A 13304-nucleotide genomic window follows, 5' to 3' on the forward strand; every position below is an offset into this window, starting at 1 on the left:
AAAATAAATTTTAACCTTATTTTTTCTCTCCAGCTGAGGGTTAGTGTGAGGAAATAATAAAAAATCATTCTGATTTCTTTCTTTTCGAGAGGGCTAGAGTAAAAAAAAAGGTAATATTAAAAAGGTTTTATGTCTGAAGAGAAAGTTATTAGAATAAACAAAGTTTTAAGGGAATTTAATATTTCTTTAGAAAGAGCTGTGGATTATCTTAAAGATAAGGGTATTTCTGTTGAATCAAATCCCAACACAAAAATTTCTGAAGTAGAATATAACATTCTGCAAAATCAATTTGCGGGAGACAAGGGCAACAAAGAAGCTTCAAAAGAGGTAGGTGAAGAAAAGAGGAAAGAGAAAGAAGCTTTGCGAATTGAAAGAGAAAAAGAAGTTGAGGATAAGCGCAAACAAGACGAGGAACGCTTAAAAAGTCAAGAAATTATTAGAGCAAAAGGTAATATTTCTGGTCCAGTGCATATTGGAAAAATCGATCTTAATCCAAAAAAAGAAATTCCAACACCAGCACCAGCTCCAACACCAGTTGTTGAAAACATTCCGCTTCCCGTTGCTGAAATTCCTAAAGAAAAACCAGTTCACAAGGAGCCTATTCAAAAAGAGTCACTTCCAAAAGAACCTGTTCAAGAAAAAATTGTAGTTGAGACAAATGAGGTAAAACCTGTTGTCGAAATTAAAGCAAAAAAGACTGAAGTTGAAGTTCCAAAGAAAACGGCTCCAGAAGTAACCGAAGTTTCCTCAGAGGAAACAATCACTACAAAATACACAAAATTATCTGGTGCTACTTTAACAGGTCAAACTATTGATTTATCTCAGTTTAATAAGCCTAAAAAGAAAAAAGAAGAGCCTAAAATTACGCCAAACAAACCTGGAACTCCTGGAGCACCTGGAAGTGCGGCAAATAATGCTAACAAAAATAAACGAAAAAGGATTGCGCCTAAACCGGGTGCGCCAAGACCGCCTGCGATTCCTGGAGTTCCGGGTGCGCCAAATCCTAATAAAATTACTCCAAATGCTGGAGGTGGCGGATTTAATGCCAACAGAGGTGCAAGACCTGGCTTTGTGAAGGGGGCAAGACCAGCAATCACTGCTAAAGTTGAACCTACCGAAGAGGAAGTTAAAAATCAAATTAGAGAGACTTTAGAGAAACTACAAGGTAAAGGTGGTAAATCGAAAGCAGCTAAATATAGAAGAGACAAAAGAGATACACACCGCCAAAAATCGGATGACGAGCAAAGAGCGATAGACGAAGGTAGTAAAACTATTAAAGTTACTGAGTTCGTAACCGTTGGTGAAATCGCCATTATGATGGATGTGCCAATTACTAAAGTGATTGGAACTTGTATGTCACTTGGAATCATGGTTACTATGAATCAGCGTCTTGATGCAGAAACATTGACTATAGTTTGTGACGAATTTGGATACGAAGTCGAATTTATCACAGTTGACATTGAAGAAGCGATTCAAGTTGTTCCAGATAAAGAAGAAGATTTAGTTTATAGAGCGCCTATCGTAACAGTAATGGGTCACGTCGATCACGGTAAAACATCTTTGCTGGATTATATTCGTAAAGAAAATGTTATTGCGGGTGAATCTGGAGGAATTACACAGCACATTGGTGCTTATGGAGTAACATTGGAAGACGGTCAAAAAATTGCTTTCCTTGATACACCTGGTCACGAAGCGTTTACCGCAATGCGTGCTCGTGGTGCTCAAGTTACCGATATTGCTATTATTGTAGTAGCTGCCGATGATGATATAATGCCACAAACTAAAGAGGCCATTTCTCATGCTCAGGCTGCAAACGTGCCAATTATATTTGCTATCAACAAAATTGATAAGCCAAATGCTAATGTTGAGAAAATTAAAGAAAAATTAGCAGGAATGAATTTGCTAGTTGAAGATTGGGGTGGAAAAATTCAATCACATGATATTTCGGCGAAAGTTGGAACAGGTGTAAAAGAATTATTAGAAAAAGTATTATTAGAAGCAGAACTTTTAGATTTGAAATCTAATCCAAACAAAGCGGCACAAGGAACTGTTGTAGAAGCGTTTTTGGATAAAGGAAAAGGATACGTTTCTACCATATTAGTGCAACACGGAACCTTGAAAATTGGGGATTATATGTTGGCTGGAAAACACCACGGTAAAATTAAAGCCATGCACGATGAACGAGGGAATATTGTGACTGTAGCTGGTCCATCAACTCCGGTTTCTGTATTAGGTTTAGATGGTGCGGCGACTGCGGGTGACAAGTTCAACGTTTTTGAAGACGAAAAAGAAGCCAAACAAATTGCTTCAAAACGTTCTCAATTGATGCGTGAACAATCGGTTCGTACACAACGACATATTACTTTGGATGAAATTGGACGTAGAATTGCATTGGGTCAATTTAAAGAATTGAACATCATCCTTAAAGGGGATGTGGATGGTTCTGTTGAAGCCTTGTCTGATTCGTTCTCTAAATTATCTACTGACGAAATTCAAATCAATATTATTCATAAAGGTGTTGGAGCGATTACTGAAACTGACGTAATGTTGGCTTCTGCTTCCGATGCGATTATCATCGGATTTAATGTTCGTCCTGCTGGAAATGCAAGACAATTAGCCGATAAAGAAGAAATTGATATCCGTTATTATTCTATCATTTACGCAGCAATCGATGACTTGAAAGACGCGATGGAAGGAATGTTGGCGCCAGAAATGAAAGAAGAAATTCTTGGAACTGCAGAAGTTAGAGAGTTATTCAAAATTTCTAAAGTAGGTACAATTGCTGGTTGTATGGTTATGGATGGTAAAATTGCCCGAAATGCCAAAATCAGAATCATTCGTGAAGGTGTTGTGGTTCACACAGGTGAGCTAATCGCCTTGAAACGTTTCAAAGATGATGCTAAAGAAGTAGCCAAAGGGTACGATTGTGGTATTCAAATAAAGGGATACAACGACATCGAGGAAAGAGACGTTATCGAAGCGTTCCACGAAGTAGCGATCAAAAAGAAATTGAAATAAAATTTCGATATATTCATAAGAAATCCCGAGCAATCGGGATTTTTTTTGTTTAGCTTTGGTTGATAATAATTTAAAGCATGAAAAAATTAATTTCTATTGGTCTTTTGTTTTGTCTTACCAGTTGTTATAATCAGGAAACACTAGTTGATAAAAGCAAATTAATGGGCAACGATTACAGATTGTTTCAAGATACTCCGGCCTGGGTACTTGCTAAAGCAGTTGAAGCTGGAGATGTTAAAAAAATAAAGGAAGAAGTATTTCAAAAAAAGGTTTCGGTAGATTATCAAGAATCTCGGTTTGGGAATACCTTACTGATGCTAGCTATCTTTAATAGTGAGTACGATTCTGCAAAAAACACTATTAGAATTGGGAGGAAAGCCTAATTTGCACACTACGTTTAAAGGAGAAACACCTGTAATAGTTGCCGCAGACAATGATGACCCCAAATACTTAAAACTACTATTAGACTATAAAGATGACCCTAATTCGATAGAAAATGTATTTTCTGGACCAAAAAAAAGAATCAGTTCAGAAAGAAATTCTACATTAACCGCTTGTATTTCTGCTATAGACGGGAAAAACGACTTTGAAAAAGTAAAATTGTTTGTGGAAGCTGGGGTTGTTATCAATTATGCTTAAAAAGGAATCATTCAAACAGCTTTTGGACAAGCTTTGATGTCAGAACAAATGGATGTAGCTTTATATCTTATAGAAAAAGGAGCAGATTATACTAAACCGATAACGCCTACAGTAATTGAAGGAGAAGATGTTTCTGTTTTGTACTTGTTAAGATGTTCTATGATTGATTTAGATTCGGAACAATACAAATATAAAATGAAGGTGGTTGCTTTCTTGAAAGCGAAAGGATTAGATTACGATAAAGAACCTATTCCTGAAGGAACTGTAGAATATATGAAAAATATGTATCCTGACAATTGGCAGGAGTATGTGAAAAGATATTAGCTTAACGTTACAAAACAACGTTGTTGGATGTGGGGATTATTTGGTTTAATCTGTATTTACAACAATAATACAACAAAAAAGCAACTCAAATTGGAGTTGCTTTTTTTCATATTAAAAATTAATTTCTACCTACTCGGTTTTATCAAAAGCACGTTTTTGTATCGATCTTTAACGTCTGCCAAAGTTTTTTCGGCTTCAATTCGAGTTCTAAAACTGCCAACCCAAACTTTATAATTAGGAGTATTGAAAATGATTGTAGCGTCAATAGCTGTAAATTCTTGTCTGAATTCGTTCAGCGTTTTTTTTGCATTTTCGCTGCTACCGGTAAAAATCTGAATTTTGTAGGAGTCATTTACGGTGAGCGAAGTGTTTATTTTGCGTTTTTCGTTTAACAATTGTTCAAATTTTGGATCTTGATTTACCGTAACGTTTTGGTCTTGAGCATTTGAGTAATTTATTGAAATGCCTATAAATATGCAAGACATAATAATTTTTTTTAGGGCTATAATTTTCATTATTTGAATAATTTTATACAAAAATAGTGTTTATTGAATTAAATAGAAGTGCTATCGCTATTTAGAATCAATATAAATTATATTTAAGACTATTTTAAGGTTTTGAGAATAACTCATAAAGTGTATTTTTGTCGAATATTTAAGAAAAAGTGATTTTTATCATATTTTATATTTGGGAAAAATCATATTCAACATTGTAGATAATCACTAACTATATGAAAAAGGTGGGTTACCATAATTCGATTACAAGAAAATTATATTTAAGCTTAGTTTTAATGTTAAGCTTATCGTTAACTTCTTATGCACAAGATGCAGCTCCTGCTGCAACAGCTACTCCTACAGCATCTCCGACAGTTAGTTCGGGTGGCGATCCAGTAAAAGGGAAAGAGATTTTCAACACTAATTGTGCGGCTTGTCACAAACTAGATGCAAAAGCAACTGGTCCAGCGCTAAGAGGTGTTGGTGCTAAGTATGAAAAAGCTTGGTTTTATAAGTGGATTCACAACAGCGCAGATTTAATTAAATCAGGCGACGCTGGTGCTGTAAAGATTTATGAAGAATACAACAAAGTACCAATGAGTGCTTTTCCTCAATTGTCGGAAGCAGATATTGATAATATCATTGCTTACACAATGGAACCAAAAGCTGCAGCTCCTGTGCCAGTTGCTGGGGAAAAAGTTCCTGGAACAGATGGTAATGCTGGTGGAATTTCTAATAATATAATTTTAGGCGCTTTGTCTTTAGTAATGGCAATACTTGTAGTTATGCTAGTATTGGTAAACAATGTACTAAGAAAAGTTGCTGCTGCAAATGGAATCAGTGTTGCTCCAAAAGAACCAACTATTTCTATCTGGAAAGCCTTTGCGAAAAATCAGTTTTTAATATTGGTTTCGGCTATATTCTTATTATTGGCTAGTGCATTTTTTGTGTATGGTTATTTGATGCAAATTGGTGTTGATCAAGACTACGCTCCAGTTCAGCCTATCCACTACTCACACAGAATTCACGCAGGAAGTAATGGAATTAACTGTAACTACTGTCACTCATCTGCACGTGTAAGCAAACATTCAGGAATTCCTTCTTTGAATGTATGTATGAATTGCCACAAAAATATCGCTGAAGTATCTGACACTACAGCAACAGAGGAGTATTCTAAAGATTTTTACGATAAAGAAATCGATAAATTATACAAAGCGGTGGGTTGGGATAAAGAAAACCAAAAATACACCGGTAAAACAGAACCAGTAAAATGGGTTCGTATTCATAATTTGCCAAGTTTTGTATATTTCAACCACTCACAGCACGTGAATGTTGCCGGAATAGAATGTCAAACCTGTCACGGTCCAGTTCAAACATATGAAATTCAAAAACAATTTGCGCCGCTAACCATGAGTTGGTGTATAGATTGTCACAGAAAGACAGAAGTTAAAATGGAAGGCAATGAATATTACACCAAAATACACGAACAACTTTCCAAAAAATATGGTGTAGAAAAATTGACTGCAGCACAAATGGGTGGATTGGAATGTGGTAAATGCCATTATTAAAACAGTTTAAAGTATAAAGTTTCAGGTTTTTGAAACTTTAAACTTGAAACAAAAGAAACTTGAAACAAAAAATTAAGAAGCTAATATTTATATAGAATATGTCATCAAACAAAAAATACTGGAAAAGTGTTGAAGAACTAGACGGAAATAGTTCTATTGTTGAGGCGCTTAGAAATAACGAATTTGTTGAAGAAATTCCTACTGATGAATTTTTAGGAAACGGTGGTGCTTTGTCATCAACAGCTACAACACGTCGTGATTTTTTAAAGTACGTTGGATTTACCACTGCGGCAGCCACACTTGCAGCTTGCGAAGGTCCTGTTCACATGTCAATACCTTACGTAGTTCAGCCAGAACAAATTATCCCTGGAATTGCCGATTATTATGCAACTACAGTTTTTGATGGTTTCGACTTTGCTAATCTTTTAGTAAAAACTCGTGAAGGGCGTCCTATCAAAGTGGATAATAATACAATGGTAGGCGCAAAATTTGCCGCCAACGCCAGAATTCACGCATCAGTATTGTCATTATATGATAGTATGCGTTTGAAAGAGCCAAAAATTGCTGGTAAAACGGCAACTTGGGTTGATGTGGATTCAAAACTAAAATCAAGTTTGGCTGATGCCAAAGCCAAAGGAGGACAAGTTGTTCTTTTGACCAATACATTGGCAAGTCCATCGACTGAAAAGTTGATTGCTGAATTTCTAGATAAAAATCCAAATGCAAAACACGTTATCTACGATGCTGTTTCTGAATCAGAAACTTTAGACGCATTCGAAACCGTTTATGGCGAAAGAGCTTTGGTTGATTATGACTTTTCAAAAGCTTCAGTAATTGTTTCTGTTGGTGCAGATTTCTTAGGAGATTGGCAAGGTGGAAATTATGGTTCAAGTTATGCAAAAGGAAGAATTCCTCAAGGACCAAAAGGAAATCAAAAAATATCTCGTCATTTCCAATTGGAATCTAATATGACATTGTCTGGTGCTGCTGCCGATAAACGTGTTGCGATGTCAACTGCCAATCAAAAGCAAGCATTAGTACTTATATATAATTTAGTTGCTGGAGCATCAATTCCAGTAACATTGGATGCAAAATTAAAAGCTGAAGTTTCAAAAATTGCTCAAGAATTGGGTAAATCTGGAAGCAAAGGAGTTTTGGTTTCTGGTATTCAAGATAAAAATGCACAATTGTTGGTTTTAGCTATCAATCAAGTATTGAATAGCGAATCTTTTACAACAGTTGGAACACGACAAATCAGAAAAGGCTCAAACCAAAAAGTAGCTCAATTGATTATTGATATGAAGGCAGGAAGCGTTCATACTTTGATTATGAGCGGTGTGAATCCAGTTTATTCTTTACCAAATTCAAAAGATTTTGTTGATGGATTAAAAAAAGTTAGTCTTTCGGCTTCATTTTCTTTGAAAGAAGATGAAACTGCTTCGATTACTACTATTGCTGCAGCTGCGCCTCATTATTTAGAATCTTGGGGAGATGTAAGCATAACAAGAGGAACGTATAGTTTGACTCAACCAACGATTCGTCCTTTATTCGATACCAAACAATTTCAAGAAGTTTTATTGTCTTTGAATGGTATTGCTGGAACTTATTACAATTATTTAAAAGCAAATTCAGCATCGATAATTTCTGGTTCAACTTGGAATCAAGTTTTACACGACGGAATCTTTGTTGGCACAATACCAACAACTGCAGGAGGCACAGCTGATTATAGTGGTGCTGCAACTGCTTTGGCCCAATCAAAAGGAGCGCAAGGTTTTGAATTGGTTTTATATACAAAAACTGGATTAGGAGATGGTCAGCAAGCAAACAATCCTTGGTTACAAGAGTTTCCAGATCCAATCACAAGAGTTTCTTGGGATAATTATGTTACTGTTTCTGGTGCTGATGCCAAGAAATTAGAATTGTCAAACGAAATTGTTGCCAATGGTGGTTTGAACGGAAGTTATGCTACTATCAAAACCGCTGATGGGTTTACATTAGAAAATGTTCCGGTAATTGTTCAGCCAGGACAAGCTGTTGGAACAGTAGGTTTGGCTTTTGGTTATGGTAAAAAGGCAGCTTTAAAAGAAGAAATGCAAGTAGGTGTAAACGCTTACTCATTATATAAAGGTTTCAGTAATGTACAATCGGTAACATTAACAAAAGCTGGTGGAGAGCACGAATTTGCTTGTGTTCAAGGTCAAAAAACGTTAATGGGTCGTGGCGATATTATTAAAGAAACTACTTTAGAAATATTCAATACCAAAGATGCAGAATTTTGGAATGAACAACCAATGGTATCATTGGATCACAAAGAAGTTCAAGCAACAACAGTTGATTTATGGGCTTCATTTGATCGCTCAGTAGGACATCATTTCAACCTTTCGATAGATTTAAATGCTTGTACAGGTTGTGGATCTTGTGTTATTGCTTGCCACGCCGAGAATAACGTTCCTGTAGTTGGGAAATCTGAGGTAAGAAGAAGTCGCGATATGCACTGGTTGCGTATTGATAGGTATTATTCTTCCGAAGAAACTTTTGCGGGCGACAACGAAAGAAAAGAAAATATTTCCGGTTTATCAAGTTCACTTTCTACATTTAATGAAATGGAAAGCGCATCGGATAATCCACAAGTGGCTTTCCAACCTGTAATGTGTCAGCACTGTAATCACGCACCTTGTGAAACAGTTTGTCCTGTTGCAGCTACATCACACAGCCGTCAAGGTCAAAATCATATGGCATATAACAGATGTGTTGGTACTCGTTACTGTGCTAACAACTGTCCTTATAAAGTACGTCGTTTCAACTGGTTCTTATACAACAAAAATAGCGAATTTGATTTCCATATGAATGACGATTTAGGACGTATGGTATTGAATCCAGATGTGAGTGTACGTTCTCGTGGGGTTATGGAAAAATGTTCCATGTGTATTCAAAAAACACAAGCAACTATTTTGGCAGCCAAAAACGAAGGAAGAGCAATTGTTGATGGCGAATTCCAAACGGCTTGTTCTAGTGCTTGTACTACTGGAGCGATGGTTTTTGGAGATATCAATGATAAAGAAAGTCAAGTTGCCAAGTTGGTTGCAGACGAAAGAATGTATCATTTGTTAGAGCACGTTGGAACAAAACCAAATGTGATTTACCACGTTAAAGTTAGAAATACTTAAAAGATAATTTAAAAATCAATTTAAAGGATTATGTCTCATATATACGACGCTCCCATTAGAAAACCTTTAATCATAGGTGATAAAACGTATCACGATGTAACAGTAGATGTTGCTGCACCCGTTGAAGGTAAAGCCAACAAACAATGGTGGATTGTATTTTCGATCGCATTAATAGCCTTCCTTTGGGGATTGGGCTGTATAGTTTACACTATTTCAACAGGTATTGGTACTTGGGGATTAAACAAAACTGTAGGTTGGGCTTGGGATATTACTAACTTCGTTTGGTGGGTTGGTATTGGTCACGCAGGAACTTTGATTTCGGCAGTACTTTTATTATTCCGTCAACGATGGAGAATGGCGATTAACCGTTCTGCAGAAGCGATGACAATTTTCTCTGTAATTCAAGCAGGTTTATTTCCAATCATCCACATGGGGCGTCCTTGGTTAGCCTATTGGGTTGTTCCAATTCCGAATCAATTTGGATCACTTTGGGTAAACTTTAATTCACCATTACTTTGGGACGTATTTGCAATTTCAACCTATCTTTCGGTTTCATTGGTTTTCTGGTGGACAGGTTTGTTGCCCGATTTTGCAATGTTAAGAGATAGAGCAATAACTCCTTTCAATAAAAGAGTTTATTCTATTTTGAGTTTTGGATGGAGCGGAAGAGCAAAAGACTGGCAACGTTTTGAGGAAGTTTCCTTAGTTCTTGCAGGTTTGGCTACGCCACTTGTGCTTTCAGTACACACCATTGTATCTATGGACTTTGCTACTTCGGTAATTCCAGGTTGGCATACTACCATTTTTCCTCCATATTTTGTGGCTGGAGCAGTTTTCTCAGGATTTGCAATGGTAAATACTTTGCTTATCATTATGAGAAAAGTATCTAACCTTGAAGCTTACATTACGATTCAACATATCGAATTAATGAATATTGTAATTATGATTACAGGTTCTATCGTAGGTGTTGCTTATATCACTGAACTTTTTGTTGCCTGGTATTCAGGAGTTGAATACGAACAATACGCATTCTTGAACAGAGCTACTGGACCTTACTGGTGGGCGTATTGGTCAATGATGACTTGCAATGTATTTTCTCCACAATTTATGTGGTTCAAAAAATTAAGAACAAGTATTATGTTCTCTTTCATCATTTCGATTGTGGTAAATATTGGAATGTGGTTCGAAAGGTTTGTAATTATCGTAACTTCGTTGCACAGAGATTACCTTCCGTCATCTTGGACGATGTTTTCGCCAACATTTGTCGATATTGGAATTTTCATTGGAACAATAGGTTTCTTCTTTGTGTTATTTTTATTGTATGCTAGAACATTCCCAGTGATTGCTCAGGCAGAAGTAAAAACAATTTTGAAAGGAACTGGAGATAATTTTATAAAAGCGAGAGCAGCAAATAAAGATTCACACCATGAGTAATAAAGTAATACACGCCATTTATAATGACGATGATATATTGATGGATGCCGTAAAGAAAACACGTGCAGCGCATCATCATATTGAAGAAGTTTTTACTCCATTTCCGGTTCACGGATTGGATAAAGCAATGGGATTGGCACCAACAAGATTAGCTATTTGTGCTTTTATTTATGGTTGCATCGGAATCTCATTTGGAACTTGGATGATGAATTATATAATGATTCAAGATTGGCCGCAAGATATTGGAGGTAAACCAAGTTTCAGTTATATTGAAAATATGCCAGCTTTCGTACCAATTATGTTTGAAGAAACAGTATTTTTTGCAGCGCATTTAATGGTTATTACTTTTTATATGAGAAGTAGATTATGGCCGTTTAAAGAAGCCGAAAATCCAGATGTTCGTACTACCGATGACCATTTCTTAATGGAAGTTGCAGTAAACGATAACGAGAAAGAATTGGTTTCTTTTTTCGAGAATACAGGAGCAGTAGAAGTTAAAGTAATAGATAAGCATTAATAGTGGATATGAAAAGCATATATAAAACAACACTTTTAGTAGGTATTACTATTTTGGTTTCGTCATGTAAAGACGATTTAAAACCAAACTATCAATACATGCCAAATATGTATGAGTCGGTAAGTTATAATACTTATTCTCAAGCAGAAGTTTTTAAGGGTGGTAAAGAAGGGCAACTTCCGGTAGATGGAACCATAAACAGAGGTTTTGAAGTGTATGAATATCCAGATACGCCTGAGGCCTTGATTGCTGTTAAAGCGGCAAATCTAAAATCGCCACTTGGAACGTTATCTGAAAAAGATATGGAAAAAGCCAAAGCTTTATATGAAATTTATTGTGCCATTTGTCACGGTAATGCTGGAAATGGACAAGGAAAACTCGTTACTCAAGGTAAATTTCTAGGGGTTCCTAGTTATAAAGATAGAGTAATAAACGAAGGCAGTATTTTTCATGTTGGAACGTATGGTCTTAATTTAATGGGTTCACACGCCAATCAATTGAGCAAAAAAGAGCGTTGGATGGTTGCAGCGTATGTGATGGAGCTAAAAAGTAAATTATAAAACAAACTCATCGTAAAAGATATGTACACATTTTCAAGTAAATTAAAAACATTTTCTCTAATACTAATGGTTGCAGGACTTTTAGGAATTGGATATGGTTTTTATGCTGCACCCAAAGATATTCAAGCAGTAGAAGAAATTCTTGCTGCAGATGCTCACGGAAGTCATGAAGTTTCAAAATCAACCGAAGAGCACGAAGTAGCTGGAGGGCACAAAGCCGAAACAGCTGAGCATAAAGTAGTATCTGTTGATACTGAACATAAAGAACATTTGGAGCATGTCTTGCATCAATTGCAAAACAAACCTTGGGCTGCTTTGTATGTTGCCTGTATTTTCTTTTTGCTAGTTACTCTTGGTGTTTTGGCTTTTTATGCCATTCAGCAAGTGGCTCAAGCAGGTTGGTCACCAGTATTATTTAGAGTAATGCAAGGAATCACGGCTTATTTACCTGTTGGATCTGTAATTTTCTTTATATTTTTAGTTATTATCGGAATAACAAATTCGGAACATATTCATTTAAATCATTTGTTTGTTTGGATGGATCCAGAAGTAGTTGCGCATGACAAATTGATTGCAAACAAATCAGGGTATTTAAACTTCCCGTTTTGGATAATTAGAGCTGCTATATTCTTGATAGGTTGGAATCTTTACAGGTATTATTCTAGAAAAAATTGTTTGGCTCAGGATGAATCAACCGATGATAGTTTCTACAAAAAGAACTTCAAAATGTCAGCTGGATTTTTAGTATTTTTTATTGTTACAGAATCAATAATGTCTTGGGATTGGATAATGTCTGTTGATCCACACTGGTTTAGTACTTTGTTTGGATGGTATGTTTTCGCAAGTTTTATAGTAAGTGCTATAACAACAATATGTTTAGTTTCTTTATATCTAAAATCTAAAGGATTTTTAGAACACGTAAATACAAGTCACATTCACGATTTAGCGAAATTTATGTTTGGTTTTAGTGTGTTTTGGACTTACTTGTGGTTTTCACAATTTATGTTGATTTGGTATGCTAATATTCCAGAGGAAGTAACTTACTTTGTTACCAGAATAGAATTGTATAACCTTCCATTCTTTGGAGCCGTAGTTATGAATTTTGTTTTTCCATTATTGATATTAATTAATACGGATTTCAAACGTATTTCTTGGGTACTTGTAATGGCTGGAACGGTAATATTGTTAGGACACTATATTGATTTCTTCAATATGATTATGCCAGGAACTGTTGGCGACCAGTGGTTTATTGGAGTTTCAGAAATTGCTTCTGTTTTGTTCTTCATGGGATTGTTTATATATGTTGTTTTTTCAGCATTGACAAAAGTACCGTTGTTGCCAAAAAGAAATCCATTCATTGAAGAAAGTAAACATTTTCATTACTAGAATTCAAATAGTTTATATTTTAAAGGCTGTTTCACTTTTCTTGAATCAGCCTTTTTTTTCCTTTTCATTTTAACTTTTATTGGAAACAATTTATTGATGAAAATTTTAAAACAGGTATAAATAGAATGTAAGTATTTTAGTTATTAAGCTTTCTTCTTTTTTGTTAAATCAATTAATATAATTTAGGTATATTAAGA

At 35.6% G+C, this 13304-nt stretch carries 11 protein-coding genes; 10 read left to right on the forward strand and 1 reads right to left on the reverse strand.

Translation table 11 applies throughout. The features are described from left to right. Positions 1-129: 129 nt before the first annotated feature. From infB to FNW17_RS02575, 4 genes are all read left to right on the forward strand, one after another. Positions 130-3018: a translation initiation factor IF-2 gene (gene infB, locus FNW17_RS02560; protein ID WP_143390699.1), complete on the forward strand. Its 2889-nt coding sequence runs from the start codon at positions 130-132 to the stop codon at positions 3016-3018. 77 nt (positions 3019-3095) lie between these two features. Beyond that, positions 3096-3401 (forward strand): hypothetical protein, encoded by a 306-nt coding sequence (locus FNW17_RS02565; RefSeq protein WP_144070800.1) that lies wholly within the window; start codon positions 3096-3098, stop codon positions 3399-3401. Beyond that, positions 3385-3657, forward strand: coding sequence for an ankyrin repeat domain-containing protein (locus FNW17_RS02570; protein ID WP_143390697.1), 273 nt, complete (start codon positions 3385-3387; stop codon positions 3655-3657). The genes FNW17_RS02565 and FNW17_RS02570 overlap by 17 nt, the downstream gene beginning before the upstream one ends. Before the next feature lie 36 nt (positions 3658-3693). After that, entirely contained in the window at positions 3694-3981 is a 288-nt protein-coding gene (locus FNW17_RS02575) for a hypothetical protein (protein WP_143390696.1), read from the forward strand. A 125-nt stretch (positions 3982-4106) separates the two neighbouring features. Here FNW17_RS02575 and FNW17_RS02580 read toward each other — a convergent pair whose 3' ends face one another. Then, on the reverse strand, positions 4107-4466 hold the full coding sequence (locus FNW17_RS02580) for an SPOR domain-containing protein (RefSeq protein WP_235893233.1): 360 nt from the start codon (positions 4464-4466) through the stop codon (positions 4107-4109). A gap of 245 nt (positions 4467-4711) precedes the next feature. On the opposite strand from FNW17_RS02580, the gene FNW17_RS02585 reads away from it, so the two are divergent. From FNW17_RS02585 to FNW17_RS02610, 6 genes are all read left to right on the forward strand, one after another. Further along, positions 4712-6043, forward strand: a complete 1332-nt coding sequence (locus FNW17_RS02585) for a c-type cytochrome (protein WP_143390694.1) — start codon at positions 4712-4714, stop codon at positions 6041-6043. A gap of 98 nt (positions 6044-6141) precedes the next feature. Next, entirely contained in the window at positions 6142-9210 is a 3069-nt protein-coding gene (locus FNW17_RS02590) for a TAT-variant-translocated molybdopterin oxidoreductase (RefSeq protein WP_144070802.1), read from the forward strand. A gap of 30 nt (positions 9211-9240) precedes the next feature. After that, positions 9241-10644, forward strand: a complete 1404-nt coding sequence (gene nrfD, locus FNW17_RS02595; RefSeq protein ID WP_143390692.1) for an NrfD/PsrC family molybdoenzyme membrane anchor subunit — start codon at positions 9241-9243, stop codon at positions 10642-10644. Then, positions 10637-11161, forward strand: a complete 525-nt coding sequence (locus FNW17_RS02600) for a DUF3341 domain-containing protein (protein WP_143390691.1) — start codon at positions 10637-10639, stop codon at positions 11159-11161. The genes nrfD and FNW17_RS02600 overlap by 8 nt, the downstream gene beginning before the upstream one ends. Before the next feature lie 8 nt (positions 11162-11169). Further along, on the forward strand, positions 11170-11721 hold the full coding sequence (locus tag FNW17_RS02605; RefSeq protein ID WP_143390690.1) for a c-type cytochrome: 552 nt from the start codon (positions 11170-11172) through the stop codon (positions 11719-11721). Between the two features lie 21 nt (positions 11722-11742). Next, a complete protein-coding gene (locus FNW17_RS02610) occupies positions 11743-13107 on the forward strand; it encodes a quinol:cytochrome C oxidoreductase (protein ID WP_143390689.1) in 1365 nt (454 codons plus the stop codon). The last annotated feature ends 197 nt before the right edge of the window (positions 13108-13304 follow it).

It is taken from the genome of Flavobacterium franklandianum (assembly GCF_007097365.1).
GTDB classification, from domain to species: domain Bacteria; phylum Bacteroidota; class Bacteroidia; order Flavobacteriales; family Flavobacteriaceae; genus Flavobacterium; species Flavobacterium franklandianum.

What these genes read in the sequence shown, in the direction of transcription:
- nrfD (WP_143390692.1), top strand. Translation starts at nt 9,241, where the DNA reads ATGTCTCATATATACGACGCTCCCATTAGAAAACCTTTAATCATAGGT.
- FNW17_RS02610 (WP_143390689.1), top strand. Translation starts at nt 11,743, where the DNA reads ATGTACACATTTTCAAGTAAATTAAAAACATTTTCTCTAATACTAATG.
- FNW17_RS02575 (WP_143390696.1), top strand. Translation starts at nt 3,694, where the DNA reads ATGTCAGAACAAATGGATGTAGCTTTATATCTTATAGAAAAAGGAGCA.
- FNW17_RS02600 (WP_143390691.1), top strand. Translation starts at nt 10,637, where the DNA reads ATGAGTAATAAAGTAATACACGCCATTTATAATGACGATGATATATTG.
- FNW17_RS02585 (WP_143390694.1), top strand. Translation starts at nt 4,712, where the DNA reads ATGAAAAAGGTGGGTTACCATAATTCGATTACAAGAAAATTATATTTA.
- FNW17_RS02580 (WP_235893233.1), bottom strand. Translation starts at nt 4,466, where the DNA reads ATGTCTTGCATATTTATAGGCATTTCAATAAATTACTCAAATGCTCAA.
- FNW17_RS02605 (WP_143390690.1), top strand. Translation starts at nt 11,170, where the DNA reads ATGAAAAGCATATATAAAACAACACTTTTAGTAGGTATTACTATTTTG.
- infB (WP_143390699.1), top strand. Translation starts at nt 130, where the DNA reads ATGTCTGAAGAGAAAGTTATTAGAATAAACAAAGTTTTAAGGGAATTT.
- FNW17_RS02590 (WP_144070802.1), top strand. Translation starts at nt 6,142, where the DNA reads ATGTCATCAAACAAAAAATACTGGAAAAGTGTTGAAGAACTAGACGGA.
- FNW17_RS02565 (WP_144070800.1), top strand. Translation starts at nt 3,096, where the DNA reads ATGAAAAAATTAATTTCTATTGGTCTTTTGTTTTGTCTTACCAGTTGT.